Below are 15523 nucleotides of genomic sequence, written 5' to 3'. Positions count from 1 at the left end.
GCCCATTCTCACCACTGAATGGCTCTTTGCACCTGAACTCCAGAAGTCACCCTGGCCACGGAGGCACCGTTAGCGATCTTGAGCATGCCCCGCGGCCCCTGGAGCGCTGGCCGGTAACGGTCAAGCAAGTCCTTGTTTGAACTGGTGATCATCTCGTTAGCATGCGTCCACATTGGAGCGGTTCTGCGGGGGATTCGTGATGGCCGAAGTGCACCATTTTGCCTACGGGGTCACGACGCCCCTGCTCGCGTACGTCATGTCGGTGGTCGGCTCGCTGCTCGGCCTGATGTGCACGGCGCGCGCCCGCGCCACCGAGGGGACCCGGCGGGCCTCCTGGCTCGGGCTCGCGGCGTTGTCCATCGGGGGCACCGGGATCTGGGTCATGCACTTCATCGCGATGCTCGGCTTCCGCGTCCCCGGCGCGCAGATCCGCTATGACGTCCCGCTCACGCTGCTCAGCGCGTTCATCGCCATGGGGGTCGTGGGGGTCGGGCTGTTCACGGTCGGCTTCGGCGGCCCGCATCTGGCACCCCTGCTGTCCGGCGGCGTGGTCACCGGCATCGGCGTGGCCAGCATGCACTACACGGGCATGGCGGCGATGCACACCTCCGCGGACGTCGGCTACCACCTCGGCGTCGTCCTGCTGTCGGTCCTGATCGCGATGGTCGCGGCCACGGTGGCGCTGTGGTTCACGCTGCGGGTACGGGGCACCCGCGCCACCGTCGGCGCCGCTTTGATCATGGGTGTGGCGGTGTCCGGCATGCACTACACCGGCATGGCGGCCATGCGCGTGGAGCTCGCCGGGCCCGCCCACGTGCCCGACGGCGCGCGGCCGTTCGACTTCCTGCTCCCGCTGATCGTCGTCGTCAGCCTCGTGGCGACCGTGCTGCTGGTGATCGTCGCCATCGCGCCCACCGAGGACGAGCTCCTTGATGAAGCAGCCCGCCCCAAGCTGGGCGGTACGGCCGCCGCGGACGGGACGGCCACCGCTTCGCCGGAGACGGTGCGGCGGCCCGGCCAGGCGGGCGCACCCTCGTCCCGGCCACCCCTCATCGTGCCGCGCCGCCCGCCTAACGAGCCGCCCCGGGGACGCTCCTAGACGCTCCTAGGACGGACGGCGCGACGGTGCCAGGAGGGGGGGCGCTGCCAGGACGGCGGGACGCTCCAGGGCGAGTCCTAGGGGCGGCGGAAGGTCGAGAGGAACGTTTCGAACTTGGTGTTGCTGTCCTGCCAGTTGTGCTGGCCCGAGACGAGGAACGCCATGTAGAGCGCACCGTTGTACGAGAAGACCCGCACGCGGCAACGCCCGGCCTTGCCGCTCTTGTTGAACGTGAATTCGAACTCCGCGGCCTTGCCGTCCTGGAACGGGATGTTCTCGCGCCACGCCACCTGCTTGTAGTCGGTGTAGCCGGAGTCGTTCTCGAACTTCTGCGCCGCGTTGCTCAAGTGGGTGGCCTCGCCGCCCGTGGTGTTGGCGAGATGCTGGAAGAAGATGCCACGGGTGGCGGCGCCGTCCGGGTCGGTGAACGACACGTTGCGGCCGGTCTGCTCCTGCTTCCAACCTTGCGGCACTGCGGCGGCGAACGACCCGCTGTAGGTCTGGAACCCCGCCGGGGCGTTGGTCTGGGGCTGCCGAGACGCCGTGGTGCCGCCGCTGGTGTTCGGGCTGGCCGCGCCGGGTGAGTTGCGGGCGCCCGGGTCGTCGCCGTCACTCACGAACGCGATGAAGGCGATCGCCGCCGCCACGAGCACGGCGGTGAGCACGCCCGCCGGGATGAGGATGGCCCAGCGCTGCGCGTTGGAGCGGCGGGGCGGGGACTCCATCGTGGGCGGCGGAGGCGTGGGAGGCAGGGTCACGTCCCGCACGGGCGGGCCCCCGACCGCAGGAGGTGCCCAGGCCGCCTGCGGGGTGTCTTGGGCGATCTGCCGTAGTTGGCGGATCGCGTCCTCGGGACGGAGCCGCTGCTCCGGGTCCTTGCGCAGCAGGCCTTCGAGCACCGGCTGCAAGGGGCCGGCCTGGCTCATCGGGTCCGGGTCGTCGTTGAGCACGGCGGCCATCACGCCCCAGACGTCCTGCCGCTGGTACGGCGGGCGGCCCTCGACGGCGGCATAGAGCGTCGCGCCCAGCGACCACAGGTCGGACGCCGGGGACGCCCTCTGGTGGCGGGCGAGCTCCGGGGCCAGGTACGCCGGCGAGCCGACGATGGCCCCGGTCTGGGTGAGGGTCTCGTCGCCCGCCACGGTGGCGATGCCGAAGTCGGTGAGGACGGCCCGGTTGTGGGGGAGCAGCACGTTCCCCGGCTTCACGTCCCGGTGCACCACCCCGGCCGCGTGCGCGGCGCGCAGGGCGTCCAGGACGTCGGCGCCGATCGCCGCCACCCGGGCGGGCGGCAGCGCGCCCTCGCGCGAGATCACCCGGTCGAGCGCGGGTGCCCGGACCAGCTGCATGACGATCCACGGCCGGCCCTCGTGCTCGACCACGTCGTAGACCGTGACGATGCCCGGATGGTCGAGCCGGGCGGCCGAGCGGGCCTCGCGGAACGTCCGGGCGTGGACGCGCTCGCGCTGCTCCTCGTCCATGCCCGCCGGGAGCGCGACCTCCTTGATCGCCACCTCGCGGTCGAGCATCCGGTCGCGGGCCCGCCAGACGGCGCCCATGCCACCGCTGCCGAGCAGTTCCACGAGCTCGTACCGCTCTGCGATGACTTGGGGCATGGCAGGACGATACCGACGCTGAGGCCGCGAAATCGCGCACAATTCGCGCTGAGCTGATACGGCCTGCTACTCGGCCCTGCGATCTTCGGTCTTGCGCTCTTCGGTCTTGATCTATTCCGGTTCGCCTTCGCGGGCGGCGAGGAGGCGGCGAAGCGAGTCGAGGCGCGTCTGGGACGCGTGTCCCTCGGCGACCCACGCGCCCAGTCCGCAGTCCTTTTGGAGATGATCGCAGTGCGGCGGGCAGCGCTCGGCTGCTCCCTCGGCCATGTCCTCGAAGGCGTGGATGACGTTCTCGGGCTTGATGTGCGCGAGGCCGAAGCTGCGGACGCCCGGGGTGTCGATGATCCAGCCCTCGCCGCCTGGGAGCTCCAGCGCGACCGCTGAGGACGAGGTGTGGCGGCCGCGGCCGGTGACGGCGTTGACGTGGCTCACGGCACGCTCGGCGTCCGGGACGAGGGCGTTCACCAAGGTCGACTTGCCGACACCTGAATGGCCGACCAGCACACTCACGCGGTCCCTCAGGTGGCCGTGCAGCTCCCCGTCCTGGCCGAGCTCCTCGCCCTGCACCGTGACCACGTAGGGGACCCCGAGCGGGGCGTACTCGGCGACCAGGGCGTCGGGATCGCCCAGGTCGGCCTTGGTGAGGCAGAGCAGCGGGTCCATGCCGGCGTCGTACGCGGCGACGAGCTGGCGGTCGATCATCCGGGGCCGCGGCACCGGATCGGCGAGCGCCGTCACGATCACCAGCTGGTCCGCGTTGGCGACGATGATCCGCTCGAACGGGTCGGTGTCGTCGGCCGTGCGGCGCAGGGACGAGGTCCGCGGCTCCACCCGGACGATGCGGGCCAGCGTGTCGGGATCGCCGGACACGTCCCCGACCAGCGCGACCCGGTCGCCCACGACGACGCCCTTGCGGCCGAGCTCGCGGGCGCGCATCGCGACCACGTTGCGGCGGTCGTCGGTGCCCTCGTCCACCAGGCACTGGTAGCGGCCGCGGTCCACGGCCGTCACGAAGCCCGCGACCGCGTCCTCGTGCGCCGGGCGGCGCCGGGTGCGCGGCTTGGAGCCGCGGCGCCCGGGGCGTACCCGGACGTCGTCCTCGTCGTAGTCGCGTGTTCGTCGTGCCAGTGGTCCGGACCCTTCTAGGCGGGGCCGAGCGGAGAGGCGGTCACCATCGAGCCCCACAGCTTGGTGAAGTCGGGAAGTGTCTTGCCCACCGTGGCCACGTTCTCCACCTCGACGCCGGGGACGGCGAGGCCGAGGACGGCCGCGGCCATGACCATCCGGTGGTCGTCGTAGGTGTGGAAGACGCCGCCGTGCAGCGGGCGCGGGTTGATCTGGAGGCCGTCCGGGAGCTCCCGGGCGTCCCCGCCGAGCGCGTTGATCTCGTTGACCAGGGCGGCCAGCCGGTCGGTCTCGTGGCCGCGCAGGTGCGCGATGCCGGTCAGCCTGGAGGGTGTGGCGGCGAGCGCGGCGAGGGCCGCCAGGACGGGGGTGAGCTCGCCGACCTCGTGCAGGTCGGCGTCGAGGCCGTCGAACGTGCCGGTGCCGCGGACGGTCAGGCCGTCGGGCCCCCGCGACACCTCGGCGCCCATCGCCGCGAGGAGGCCGCGCAGGGCGTCACCGGGCTGCGTCGTGCGTTCGGGCCAGCCGGGCACCGTGACCCGGCCGCCGGTCACCAGCGCGGCGCCGAGGAACTGCGCGGCGTTGGACAGGTCCGGCTCGATGACGGTCTCGCCACCGCGGAGAGGACCCGGCGTCACCCGCCACACGTTCTCCTCGGTCTCGACCGTCGCGCCTACGGCGCGCAACATCTCGACGGTCATCGCCAGGTGCGGGGCGGACGGGACGGGCGGCCCCGCATGCCGTACCTCCACGCCCTTGTCGAAGCGCGGCGCGGCCAGCAGCAGGCCCGAGACCAGCTGCGAGGAGCTGGAGGCGTCGATGGTGACGGTCCCGCCCCGCACGGCTCCCGTGCCCCGGATGGTGAACGGGAGCGCGCCGCGGCCCCCGTCGTCGATCTCCACACCCAGCTCGCGCAGCGCCGTGATGATCGGGCCCATCGGGCGCTTGCGCGCGTACGGGTCGCCGTCCACGATGACCTCGCCGTCGGCCAGCGCCGCGACCGGCGGTAGGAACCGCATGACGGTGCCGGCGAGGCCGCAGTCGATGCGCGCCGGGCCCGCCAGCTCGCCCGGCAGGACCTGCCAGTCGTCCCTGTCCTTGCTGGATGCGGCCTCGACGATGCCCACGCCGAGCGAGCGGAGCGCCTCGGCCATGAGCTCGGTGTCACGGCTGTGGAGGGGGCGCGTCACACGGGTGGGGGAGCCGGCGAGGGCGGCCAGGATCAACGCACGGTTGGTCATCGACTTGGACCCGGGAATCGCCACGGTGGCGTCGACCGGGGCATGGGCTACCGGGGCGGACCAGTGCGGAGCAGGCATAACCCTAAGGCTATCGGGACGCGGTCGCGAGCCGCGGTTCTGGCAGCGGAAAGCCGCACGGTGGCGTGGACCGGCCACCGTGCGGCGCCCCCGCGTGCGGGGCCCGGTCGGACCCTCGACGATCAGCCGAGGAGGACGATCCGAGGAAGACGATCAGCCGAGGAAGACGTAGTCGGCCCGGTAGGGGACCTTGGTGATGGCGTCAGGGGCGCAGGTGCCCGCGGGGGCGACGCCGCCGATGGTGTTCAGCCGGAGGATCGCGGTCGAACCGGCCAGCAGGCCCTGCTTCGCGCCGGCCTGGGTGGCGTCGAGGACGAGCTCAGGGATGTTGCCGTCGCCGTTGGGCGTCTTGACGACGGCCTTGCCGGTGACGGCGCTGCCGTCCCGGGAGACCCACTGAGGCGGGCCCTGGGGGCCGGGCTTGGCGAACGAGTGGGCTATCGGGCCTGCGAGCGTGGCGGTGACGCCCTCCTGGGTGAAGGCGAGCGTGCCGTCGGCCTGCCTGGTGCAGCGGTAGATCTGCGCGCCGCTGATGACCGGCTTGGTGAACGTCCGGGCCTGCGGTCCGCTGAATGGCGCAAACTGGCCACGGATGGCGCCGCCCGGGAACTCGGCGGTGTGGAGATTGGAGTAGTGGTTCTCCGGCTGGCGCATGATGCGGTCGGCGACGTTGGCGGGCACCGGCGTCATCCCGGCCAGGCCGGTCACCCCGGCAGGGAGGCCGGTGGGGGCGGCGAAGAGGTCCGCGGCGATCGGGCCGTTGGTGCCCCTGGCGCCCTTGTGGATGTGGCCGACGGTCGGCTGCCCGATGGACGACCAGGTGAAGCCCCAGGTGATCATGGCGCCGTGGCTGCGGGCGAACGCGGTGCCCCGGCCGTCGGGATCACCGGTCTTCTTGCCCTCCTTGCTGGGGATCTCCTGCGCGCCGTCCGCGATGGACTGCAGGGTCGCGGGCGTGGACCCGATGAGCACGCCGTTCAGGTCGGCGGGCTTGCCGAGCTTGTGGAACTGGCCGCGCATGGCCCCGCCCGGGAACTCACCCGTGTGCAGGTTGGCGTAGAAGCCGTTCGGGTTGTACTTGAGCTGGTCCAGCGCGGCCTTGTCGGTGACCTGGACGACGCCCGCGACGGCCCGCACGGTGTCCGGCAGGTTTCCGGCGAAGAACGGCACCCTGACCGCGCCGTTCGAGCCCTTGGCGCCGAGGTGGATGTGCCCGGCGGTCGGCGCGGCGACGTCGCTCCAGCGCAGCGCGTACCAGAGCCGGTCGCCCTGGATGCGGATCAGCGCCGTCGCGCTCCCGTCCCGGTCCCCGACGGCCTTCCCGTCCGCCGCGGGCACCTCGTTGCGGCCGAGCAGGCTCGCCGCCAGGTAGGTGATGTCACCGCCCTGCGGGGCGGTCGCGGCGGTGTCCACGGGAAGCGCGCCCTTCTGCGCGGCCGTCCCGCCGTGGCCGTGGCCGGCGGCGGCCACGGACGCGCCATTGGCGGACTTGTTCGAGCTGCCGGTGAATTCACCGGCCATTCCGGTGGCTGCGGCCATTCCGGCTCCGGACGTGATAATTGCGGCGGCGGCGAGGGTCGGAAGCACGATCTTGCGAACGGACATTGTTTTACCCCTGGTCTCTAGGGTGTGGCCTTATTGCCTTCACCTCTAGGCACGCGATGGTCGCCGACCCGGGTTCAATGGGCTTCAGATTTCTTTTCCTATTTCAATGATCCGGTACACCTGTCAATGTGGGCCGGGCTGTGTCTGTGTCCGGGCACGCGAAAGCCGCCCGGCGGGGGTCGCGTTGCCGGGCGGCTCTCTGGTGTGGGTCGATCAGAGGGGGATGGTCAGCAGGGTTCCGCCGCCGCCTTCGAGCACGACCTCGAACCGGTCGAGGTCCGCACGCGGGATGGACGTGCCGCCGTGGGTGACGAGCGGCGCGGGTGAGCCGGGCACGCCGTAGCCCTTGTCCGGGACCCGCCAGCCGGTGACGACCGTTCGTTCACCGGTGCGGGACACCGCCTCCAGGCGGCACTTCAGCGGGCCGCGCACATTGCGCAGCTCAAGCCCGACGTGTGTGCCCCAGAGCTTGCTCTCCAAGCCCACGACACCGGAGGCGCCGGTCTTGGTGTCGCTGCCGCTGTGCCGTTCACCCCAGATGACGAGGGCCTGCGCCGGGCCGTGGTTGTGACCGGGCTCGGCGCCCCCGCCGCCCTCGTTGTTGATCGCCGCGCCCACCGTGATCCCGGTGGCCAGCACCGCGGCGGCGGCGATCGAGCCGATCGCGTACGTGCCGCGGCGGCGCCGCCTGTCGAGCTCACGGCGGCGCCGCATCATGTCGATCACGGCCTCGGGCGGGGCGTCCCCCGAATCCGGGACGCCCGGTTCAGGGGCCGGTGGGGCGGCGTCGTCACCTCGCCCGTGTTCATGGTCGACGTCGCTGAAAGCGCCGATCCCGTTCAGCGCGTCCGCCATTCCGCTCATCTCGGCGAGCTCGGCGGTGCACGATTCGCATTCGCGGAGGTGCGCCTCGAAGGCCCTTTTATCGTCCTCTTCCAAAAGGCCCAGGGCATAGGCTCCGACATCAGTGTGCTCGACTTCAGGAGTCATGCCGTCACCCCCCTTTCTTCCAATGCGACGCGCAGTGCGCGGAGTGCGTAATAAACTCGGGACTTGACTGTCCCTACCGGAATTCCGAGAACTTCGGCGGCCTGATTGACTGTCCGGTCGCGAAGGACTGTCTCGGTCAGTACCTCGCGGTGAGCGGGTGACAGTGCGTTCAGCGCCTCGGCCACGACCACCTTGTGCAAGAGGCCGTCCATCTCATCCGCCATCGGAACGTTCTCCAAGGCGCCGTCGCCGACCTCCGGCGGCCGGACGTCGCGGTGCCGTCGATTGTCGATGACGATACGTCTGGCGACTGTGGCGAGCCAGGGCATCAGGGATGCTGTTGTGGCATCGAGACGGTCGGCACTGCGCCAGGCGCGGACCATGGTCTCCTGCACCACGTCCTCCGCCCACTGCCGGTCCCCCGCGGTGAGCCGGAGCACGAAGGTCAGCAGTGGGCGGTGGTACTCGCGGTACAGCTCCGCGACGAGTCTCTCGTCGTCGTCGGCGCGTACCGGTCTCGGGCGGCGGAGGAGATTCCGCAACCCACCCCCGGTGGGGCGTCCGACTGTTCCGGGCATTGCCATGGCCGGGCGTCTCCATCAGGTCGGAGGGGATCCCTGGAAGAACGGGCGGTCAGTGGGCAGTACGGGGCCGCACCCTGGGGTGGTTCAACGGATTTTAGGTTTTCTTATGGTCGCCTTGAGGAAGTCGGCCAATCCAGGGCCGTCGGCTCAGCGCTTCCACGCCTTCGACGCCTTGCCCCTCGACGTCTTGCCCTTGGCCGCCTGAGCGGGCTTGGACGCGGCCGATCCGGCCTTGCTCGCGACAGTGCCGGCTTTGGAGGCGGCCTTGGAGGTGCCCTTGACGGTCGCCTTGGAGGCCGACCTCGCGGCCTTGGCCGACTTGGCGAGTGCCTGGGCGGTCTTGTGGTCGCCCTGCCTGCGGGCTTCCTTGATCTGCCGTGCCGCCTCCTTGCGGGCGTTCTTGAGCTCGGCCTTGGCCTCCTTGCGGAGGGCCTTGGACTCCATGGCCGCCTGGACACGGGTGTCGCGGATCTGCTGCCGTAGCTCGCCGACGCGGCGGCCGCGGCGCGGCTCGGTGGCGACCATGAGCAGGGCGCCGAAGAGACTGGCGTTCTTAAGGAGGTGCGAACGCTCGCTGTTGCGGCGTTCCGGGTCGTCCTCGGTCCAGTACCGGTGCTCGCTCGCCAGGGCGGGCACCAGCTGGGCCGCCATGAGGAACGTGGTCGCGCGGCGGAACTTGCCGGTCAGCAGCAGCACACCGGTGCCGAGGCTCAGCGCGCCCTCGATGCGCACGAGGCTCTCGGGGTCCTTGGTGGGGAGCCAGTCGAGACGGTCGGCGATCGGCTTGACGGTGGGTGCGACCTGCTCGGCGCGCGGACGCGGGTCGCGGAGTGTCTCGAGGCCGGTGATGATGTACGGGGCCGCCACGAAGGGTCGGGCCAGAGTCGTGAAGGGTCGCATGGGCCCTCTATGCCCACCACCAGGAGGGTCAAGCGCGGCTTGTCCTCTGGTGGGCAGGCGGGTGCGGCCGGGGGCGGTCAGGCGCAGCTCGCCGTGCCCCACCGTCCGGAAACGGTCTGGGTGGTGGCTTGTCATACCCACCGGGCAGGATGGGCCCATGTGCGGTCGCTATGCCACGGCCCGGGCGCGCCAGGAGCTGATCGACGAGTTCCAGGTGCAGGTCGACGCCGTCGAAAAGGATCTTCAGCCCGACTACAACGTCGCGCCCACCAAACAGGTGCCGGTCGTGCTCACGCGCGCTCCGAAGGACGAGCCCGAGGATGCGGCGCAGCGGATGCTCCGCACCGTGCGCTGGGGGCTGGTGCCCGTCTGGGCCAAGGACCTGTCCATCGGCAGCCGTATGATCAACGCCCGGTTCGAGACGGTGCACGAGAAGCCCGCGTACCGCCGGGCCTTCGCCAAACGGCGCTGCCTGCTCCCCGCTGACGGTTACTTCGAGTGGTACGTCCTGGAGGACTCCCGGACGGACGACCCCGCCGAGGGGGAGAAGAAAGCCAAGAAGAAGCCGCAGAAGCAGCCCTTCTTCATCCATCCCAAGGACGGCGCGGTCATGGCGATGGCCGGGCTCTACGAGCTGTGGAAATCTCCCGAGAACGAGTGGGTGTGGACCTGCACGGTCATCACGACCGACGCCCCCGACGAGCTCGGCCGCATCCACGATCGGATGCCGATGATCGTCACCCCCGATCGGTGGGACGCCTGGCTCGACCCGGGGCTGACCGACACCGACCAGGTACGCGAGCTGCTCACCCCCGCGATGGCCCGGAACTTCGAGGCCTATCCGGTCTCAAAAGCCGTGAACAGCGTAAAAAACAACGGTCCAGAACTGATACAGCCCTCGACAAATGGGGGATAGTTCTGGCAAACATTCCGACACCTTGTTCTGACCGCCGCAACCGGTGGTTTCGCGCCGGTGTCCCGTCCCGGCGCCTCCTGCCCGGTATTTCCTGGCCGGAGCTCCCCATCGGTGGCGGTCGGAGGCGAGGCCCACCCCCTTTGCCCGGGGCCACTACCGGGAGGAGCTCGGAACACGTGGACGCCGCCACCGCCCGTACCCGACTTGAGGCCATGCTCGCCGACCTGGAGCGTTCGATCGCGATCCTCACGGGCGAGCACCCCGAGCGCGAGAACTCCGCCGCCGACGCGGGTGCGGGCCTCACCGACAGCGACCGTGTCGAAGCGGCGCTCGAATCCCTCGAACGGCACCGCAACGCGGTCCAGGCGGCGCTCCAGAGGATCGAGCAAGGCTCGTACGGCCAGTGCATCGGCTGTGGCAAGGACGTCCCACCGGGCCGCCTGGAGGCCCGCCCCGACGCCGCCCGCTGCGTAGCCTGCCAAGCCAAACACGACCGCGCGTATCGCTGAGTCTCTGACGCCCTCCGCGAGCCCAAGCCCTAGATACGCCTGGCGCTGGCTAGTAGGTGGATTCCCAGGGACTCGTCCACCAGGGGGGCGCTGAGCTCGGTGCGGACCAGGCGGGGGAGTTCACGGGGGGACGCGGTCAGGATGTGCTCGACGGTCGACGGGGACAGGATCGTGCGGGGCCTGATCCACTCGACCTCCAGGCCGACCTCGGTGAGCAGCTCACGTAGCTGATCGGCCCAGAAGCAGCGGGTGATGGTGCCGTCCGGCCAGGGGACGAGGACGACCTCGGCGCTCGGCACGTCCGACAGGTGGGCCCAGCAGTTCTGCTCGGCCAGCAGGGCCATGCCGAGGGTGAGGGAGTCGACCGTCAGCAGCACGCGGCCGCCGGGGCGCAGCACCCGGGCGACCTCGGCGATGGTCGACTCGGTCGCCAGGTGGCGGGAGAGCGTGCGGTCCTCGGCGATCACCGCGTCCATGCAGGCGTCGGCGAGGAAGGGCAGGGCGCCGGTGTCGGCGATGATCTGGCGGAGGGTGCCCGGCGGGTGGTGCTCGTGGTGCCCGGAGCGTGGTGGCGGGGGCCGATGACGGCCGTTCCCGTTGGCGGGCGGCGTCGCCGGCGGGGCCGCGACCAGATTCGGATCTCGTACCTCCAGCACCGTGTGGCCGGCCGCCGCGGCATGCGCGCCGCTGTGCGCATGGCTGCCCGACACGTCCAGGATCCGGGATGGACGGCGGGGGAGCCAGCGCGCCAGCTGGGCCGCTGCCACGGCCCAGTAGAACGTCCAGTACATGGCCAGCGACTCTCCGTCACCAGGGGAGTTTCGCAGACTGGCGATGGAGGGCTCCGGAGGTCGTGCCGGCACCGGTAGCAAAGGGTTGCTCCTGTTCTAGCCGCGTAAGTGACTTGTTCCCCGTGGAGGCGCCCACATCACCCTCCGTGCAGGTACGGGTGACCTGACCTGAGCCGGATGGGACCCGCCGAAAACATGGTCTGCGGCCGGGAATCGACGGGGTGGTGGCGGCGTTGCACCGATGCATGACCGCCTGCGCACACGGCTCACGCTCCGGAAACGGTTTCGGAGGGCCGATGGCGCAACGTGGGCGGGAGATGACGCGGAACGTCCAGCGGAGGTGCAGTCGATGTCCACAGCCGTCGCAGAAAGCCCTAGCGGCACCGCCGTGGTGCCGTCTCAGGGCGGCACGCGGGCACCCGCTGGCGTCGTCAGGCCACGCCGACCGATATCGTCTGTGAGGTACGACGCCGCCGGCGTCGCCACGACGGAGGAGGTGGGTCAGGTCCCGGGCACCACGGAGACCGTGGAGCAGCGCCAGGAACGGTTCCAGCGCGATGTGCTCCCGTTCTTGGACCAGCTGTACTCGGCCGCCCTGCGTATGACGCGCAACCCGGCGGATGCCGAGGATCTCGTGCAGGAGACCTTCGCGAAGGCCTTCGCGTCCTTCCACCAGTTCAAGGAAGGCACGAACCTCAAGGCCTGGCTCTACCGGATCCTGACCAACACGTTCATCAACTCCTACCGCAAGAAGCAGCGCCAGCCGCAGCAGGCGGCGACCGAGGAGATCGAGGACTGGCAGCTCGCGCGCGCCGAGTCGCACACCTCCAGCGGGCTCAAGTCCGCGGAGGCGGAGGCGCTGGAGCACCTGCCCGACTCCGATGTCAAGAGGGCGCTCCAGGAGCTCCCCGAAGAGTTCCGGATCGCGGTCTACCTCGCCGATGTCGAGGGCTTCGCGTACAAGGAGATCGCCGACATCATGGGGACCCCTATCGGTACGGTGATGTCACGTCTGCACCGAGGTCGGCGGCAGCTGCGCGGGATGCTCGAGGACTACGCTCAGGACCGCGGCCTCACCCGTGCGAGGGAGGGATCGGCATGAGCTGTGGCAACCACCACGAGACGCCCTGCACCGAGGTTCTCGCCCGTGTCTACACCTACCTCGACGGCGAGCTCGACCAGGGCGGCTGCAGCCAGGTGCGCGAGCACCTCGACGAATGCGGCCCCTGCCTCAAGGAGTACGGCCTTGAGGAGGCCGTGAAGAAGCTCGTCGGCAAGTCCTGCGGATGCGAGCCCGTGCCCGGCGACCTGCGGGCCAAGGTGCTCGGCCGCATCGAGCAGATCTGCGGCGAGATCAAGTCCGCCGAGACGACATCGTCCGAAACGGCCTGAAACAGGCTGACACGGCCTGACCCGGCCTGCCCGGGTCACCCGCGACGCGGGCGCGGCTCGGTATCGTGCTCAGGTGCTCGCACTCGTCACCGGCGCGGCCGGATTCATCGGCTCCCATCTCGTCGACCGCCTCCTTGCCGACGGCCACGAGGTCGTCGGCCTCGACGACTTCTCGACTGGCGGCAACACCCGTGCCGACATCGAGATGTGGCGGATGGACGTGGCCGATCCGGCTCTGGCCGAACGCGTCGCGGCCCGCCGCCCTGAGGTCGTCTTCCATCTCGCAGCCCAGGTCAGCGTGCGCGTGAGCGTGAGCGACCCCTTGCTCGACGCCCGGACGAACGTCGTCGGCACGGCCAACGTGTTCGAGGCGGCGCGCGCCGCCGGGAGCCGCAAGGTGGTCTTCACGTCCAGCTGCGCGGTCTACGGGGTGCCCGACGTCCTTCCGGTGCCGCCGGACGCCCAGTTGCGGCCCGCGTCCCCGTACGCGGCGTCCAAGGTGTCCGGCGAGATCTACGCGCAGACGTACAAGGCGCTGCACGGTCTCGACTTCACCACCCTCACGCTCGCCAACGTCTACGGTCCGCGGCAGACGCCCGAGGGCGAGGCCGGGGTGATCTCGATCTTCACGGACGCGCTGCTGACCGGTAAGCCGACCCAGGTCTTCGGCGACGGCAAGCAGACCCGCGACTACGTCTACGTGGCCGACGTCGTGGACGCGTTCATGCGTTCGGCCGGCGAGCAGGGCGGCGGCGAGCGCTTCAACGTCGGCACCGGGCTGCAGACCACCGACCGTGACCTGCACACGCTCGTCGCCGAGGCGGCCGGGGCACCGGACGAGCCGGCGTTCGCGCCGCCGCGGCTCGGCGACCTGCCCGCCATGGCGGTCGACCCGGGCCCCACCCGTGCCGTGCTCGGCTGGACGCCCGCCGTCAGGCTGCGTGAGGGGCTGTCCGCAACGGTGGCGTGGGCACGGTCCCGGGACGATTGATCACTCAAGGTGACAATTACTTCACGCTTTGCTCACGATTCCCTGCATGCCTGTGTGGCATGGGGCCTCCGGGTTAGGCTTGGTGCCGAAATCAGCGACGGGAGCATCACCTGCCCGGGTGGCCGGGGCCGATCGGCCGTGGCCGATCGGAGTTGGAGAGCCATGCCCGAGCATGTGATGTCGGCCGGCCGGGGCGGCGACACCTTCTAGGTCAGCAGGGTGTCCTCTCCTGGTCAGCAGGATGTCCTCGTCCTCACAGCTGGAGCCCAGGGGCGTGTCCTGGGTGTGGGCCTGCCGGCTTCGGCCGCGTCGACCTCCGAGGGGGCGGCAATGCGTGGACTACCGCTCGCGGCGTGGGCGTACGTCTGCGGAGTGATCGCGCTGGCGACCGGTCTCATCGTGGTGCACTTCAAACCGCTCAGCTGGACGACGATCGTGGCGCTCGCCGTCCTGGCGGTGCTGTTCCTCATCTGCGACTCGGCGCCCGCGCTCCTCAACGTGGAGCGCGCCCGGGTCTCCCTCAGCTTCGCCGCCAGCCTGGCGTCGGTCGTCATGCTCGGCCCGGTGGGCGCCGCGCTGCTCGGTTTCTGCGCGGTCGTCACCGGCCAGCGCCACCTCGCCACGGTCAAGCGGCTCTTCAACGGCGCGCAGTTCGCGCTGTGCGGCTTCACGTCCGGCGTCGTCTTCGGGGCGCTCGTCCCCGACAACCTGGAGCCGGGGACGAGCCCCCACTGGGTCGAACAGGTCATCGGCCCGTTCCTCGGCGCGCTCGTGACGTTCGTGCTGGTCAACCTGCTGCTCGTGGCGGGCATCCTGCTGCTCAGCAAGCAGGCCACGCTCCGTGAGCTGCTGCGCGAGAGCGGCGGGCTCGCCTTCGGCTGCCTCGGCTACGGCATGTTCGGCCTGCTCATCGCCGGCCTGTGGAACTGGGTCGGCCCGTTCGCCGCCGTGCTCGTGCTGCTGCCGCTGTTCATCGCGCGCTGGGCGCTGGAGCAGACCCGCGCGCAGCAGCAGGCGCACGCCGCCACCCTCGCCGCGCTCTGCCAGGCGGTCGAGACCAAGGACTACTACACGCGCGGCCACAGCGAACGGGTGTCCCGCGGCTCGGTGATGATCGCGCAGGAGATCGGCATGCGCTCGGACCGGGTCGAGGCCATCCGCTACGCGGGCATGCTCCACGACGTCGGCAAGCTCGGCGTGCCCACCAAGGTCCTGCAGAAGTCGGGCTCCCTCACCGAGGAGGAGTTCGCCGCGATCCAGCTGCACCCGATGCGCGGGCTGGAGATCGTCCGGGAGATCGGCTTCCTGGACGAGGCGCTCGCCGGGATCATGCACCACCACGAGAAGGTGAACGGCCGTGGCTACCCCATGGGTCTCGCCGGCGACGAGATCCCCGAGTTCGCACGCATCATCGGCGTCGCGGACGCGTTCGACTCGATGACCTCCACCCGGTCCTACCGCGCCGCCCGCACGATCGAGGAGGCCGTGGTGGAGCTGCGCAAGTGCGCGGGCGACCACTTCGACCCGGTCATGGTCGACGCGTTCCTGTGCGCTCTGGAACGTGTCGGCTGGGAGCCCCCGGAGCCGGTCGTCCTGCCGGAGGACAACGTCGTGGAGATCACCCTGCAGGACCACGACGATCCGACCGTGCCGATCCGCGTCGCGACCGACGAGGTCCGGCGGTAA

15 protein-coding genes are annotated in these 15523 nt (G+C 70.6%); 7 read left to right on the top strand and 8 right to left on the bottom strand.

All coding sequences use genetic code 11. The features are described from left to right. Positions 1–199: 199 nt before the first annotated feature. Positions 200–1099: an MHYT domain-containing protein gene (locus F8566_RS35130; RefSeq protein WP_151566173.1), complete on the top strand. Its 900-nt coding sequence runs from the start codon at positions 200–202 to the stop codon at positions 1097–1099. Between the two features lie 77 nt (positions 1100–1176). Here the strand turns inward: F8566_RS35130 and F8566_RS35125 are convergent, their stop codons facing one another. From F8566_RS35125 to F8566_RS35095, 7 genes are all read right to left on the bottom strand, one after another. Further along, a complete protein-coding gene (locus F8566_RS35125) occupies positions 1177–2715 on the bottom strand; it encodes a serine/threonine-protein kinase (protein WP_151566172.1) in 1539 nt (512 codons plus the stop codon). A gap of 111 nt (positions 2716–2826) precedes the next feature. After that, complete coding sequence (gene rsgA / locus F8566_RS35120) at positions 2827–3843, bottom strand: ribosome small subunit-dependent GTPase A (protein ID WP_151566278.1); 1017 nt, start codon at positions 3841–3843, stop codon at positions 2827–2829. A 14-nt stretch (positions 3844–3857) separates the two neighbouring features. Beyond that, positions 3858–5159: a 3-phosphoshikimate 1-carboxyvinyltransferase gene (gene aroA / locus F8566_RS35115; RefSeq protein ID WP_151566171.1), complete on the bottom strand. Its 1302-nt coding sequence runs from the start codon at positions 5157–5159 to the stop codon at positions 3858–3860. A gap of 153 nt (positions 5160–5312) precedes the next feature. Next, positions 5313–6764 carry a CHRD domain-containing protein gene (locus F8566_RS35110; protein WP_151566170.1) on the bottom strand — a complete coding sequence of 484 codons (1452 nt, stop codon included), beginning with the start codon at positions 6762–6764 and terminating at the stop codon, positions 5313–5315. A 213-nt stretch (positions 6765–6977) separates the two neighbouring features. After that, positions 6978–7754, bottom strand: a complete 777-nt coding sequence (locus tag F8566_RS35105) for an anti-sigma factor family protein (RefSeq protein ID WP_151566169.1) — start codon at positions 7752–7754, stop codon at positions 6978–6980. Then, positions 7751–8296, bottom strand: coding sequence for a sigma-70 family RNA polymerase sigma factor (locus F8566_RS35100; protein ID WP_225993783.1), 546 nt, complete (start codon positions 8294–8296; stop codon positions 7751–7753). The genes F8566_RS35105 and F8566_RS35100 overlap by 4 nt, the downstream gene beginning before the upstream one ends. Before the next feature lie 189 nt (positions 8297–8485). Next, positions 8486–9238: an ATP synthase subunit B family protein gene (locus tag F8566_RS35095; RefSeq protein WP_151566167.1), complete on the bottom strand. Its 753-nt coding sequence runs from the start codon at positions 9236–9238 to the stop codon at positions 8486–8488. Between the two features lie 157 nt (positions 9239–9395). Here F8566_RS35095 and F8566_RS35090 point away from each other — a divergent pair, with 157 nt between their 5' ends. Together F8566_RS35090 and F8566_RS35085 are read left to right on the top strand one after the other, a co-directional pair. Beyond that, positions 9396–10154, top strand: a complete 759-nt coding sequence (locus tag F8566_RS35090; RefSeq protein WP_151566166.1) for an SOS response-associated peptidase — start codon at positions 9396–9398, stop codon at positions 10152–10154. Between the two features lie 176 nt (positions 10155–10330). Beyond that, positions 10331–10663, top strand: a complete 333-nt coding sequence (locus F8566_RS35085) for a TraR/DksA family transcriptional regulator (protein ID WP_151566165.1) — start codon at positions 10331–10333, stop codon at positions 10661–10663. Between the two features lie 29 nt (positions 10664–10692). Here the strand turns inward: F8566_RS35085 and F8566_RS35080 are convergent, their stop codons facing one another. Continuing rightward, complete coding sequence (locus F8566_RS35080; RefSeq protein WP_151566164.1) at positions 10693–11454, bottom strand: methyltransferase domain-containing protein; 762 nt, start codon at positions 11452–11454, stop codon at positions 10693–10695. 457 nt (positions 11455–11911) lie between these two features. On the opposite strand from F8566_RS35080, the gene F8566_RS35075 reads away from it, so the two are divergent. From F8566_RS35075 to F8566_RS35060, 4 genes are all read left to right on the top strand, one after another. Beyond that, entirely contained in the window at positions 11912–12556 is a 645-nt protein-coding gene (locus F8566_RS35075) for a sigma-70 family RNA polymerase sigma factor (protein WP_151566163.1), read from the top strand. After that, a complete protein-coding gene (rsrA, locus tag F8566_RS35070; RefSeq protein ID WP_151566162.1) occupies positions 12553–12846 on the top strand; it encodes a mycothiol system anti-sigma-R factor in 294 nt (97 codons plus the stop codon). Before F8566_RS35075 ends, rsrA begins: the two co-directional genes overlap by 4 nt. A gap of 73 nt (positions 12847–12919) precedes the next feature. Next, positions 12920–13837, top strand: a complete 918-nt coding sequence (locus F8566_RS35065) for an NAD-dependent epimerase/dehydratase family protein (protein WP_151566161.1) — start codon at positions 12920–12922, stop codon at positions 13835–13837. Positions 13838–14167: 330 nt separating this feature from the next. Beyond that, the gene (locus F8566_RS35060) at positions 14168–15523 is read left to right on the top strand and encodes an HD-GYP domain-containing protein (protein WP_151566160.1); all 1356 of its coding nucleotides are present in this window, start codon (positions 14168–14170) and stop codon (positions 15521–15523) included.

The organism is Actinomadura rudentiformis, from assembly GCF_008923185.1.
Lineage (GTDB): Bacteria > Actinomycetota > Actinomycetes > Streptosporangiales > Streptosporangiaceae > Spirillospora > Spirillospora rudentiformis.
This window is presented reverse-complemented; position numbering and strand designations above follow the sequence as displayed.

Bases quoted from the DNA above. Each gene is read 5' to 3' on its own strand.
- F8566_RS35095 (WP_151566167.1), bottom strand. From the start codon at position 9,238: ATGCGACCCTTCACGACTCTGGCCCGACCCTTCGTGGCGGCCCCGTAC.
- F8566_RS35060 (WP_151566160.1), top strand. From the start codon at position 14,168: ATGCGTGGACTACCGCTCGCGGCGTGGGCGTACGTCTGCGGAGTGATC.
- rsrA (WP_151566162.1), top strand. From the start codon at position 12,553: ATGAGCTGTGGCAACCACCACGAGACGCCCTGCACCGAGGTTCTCGCC.
- F8566_RS35090 (WP_151566166.1), top strand. From the start codon at position 9,396: ATGTGCGGTCGCTATGCCACGGCCCGGGCGCGCCAGGAGCTGATCGAC.
- aroA (WP_151566171.1), bottom strand. From the start codon at position 5,159: ATGCCTGCTCCGCACTGGTCCGCCCCGGTAGCCCATGCCCCGGTCGAC.
- F8566_RS35080 (WP_151566164.1), bottom strand. From the start codon at position 11,454: ATGTACTGGACGTTCTACTGGGCCGTGGCAGCGGCCCAGCTGGCGCGC.
- F8566_RS35110 (WP_151566170.1), bottom strand. From the start codon at position 6,764: ATGTCCGTTCGCAAGATCGTGCTTCCGACCCTCGCCGCCGCCGCAATT.
- F8566_RS35125 (WP_151566172.1), bottom strand. From the start codon at position 2,715: ATGCCCCAAGTCATCGCAGAGCGGTACGAGCTCGTGGAACTGCTCGGC.
- F8566_RS35130 (WP_151566173.1), top strand. From the start codon at position 200: ATGGCCGAAGTGCACCATTTTGCCTACGGGGTCACGACGCCCCTGCTC.
- F8566_RS35105 (WP_151566169.1), bottom strand. From the start codon at position 7,754: ATGACTCCTGAAGTCGAGCACACTGATGTCGGAGCCTATGCCCTGGGC.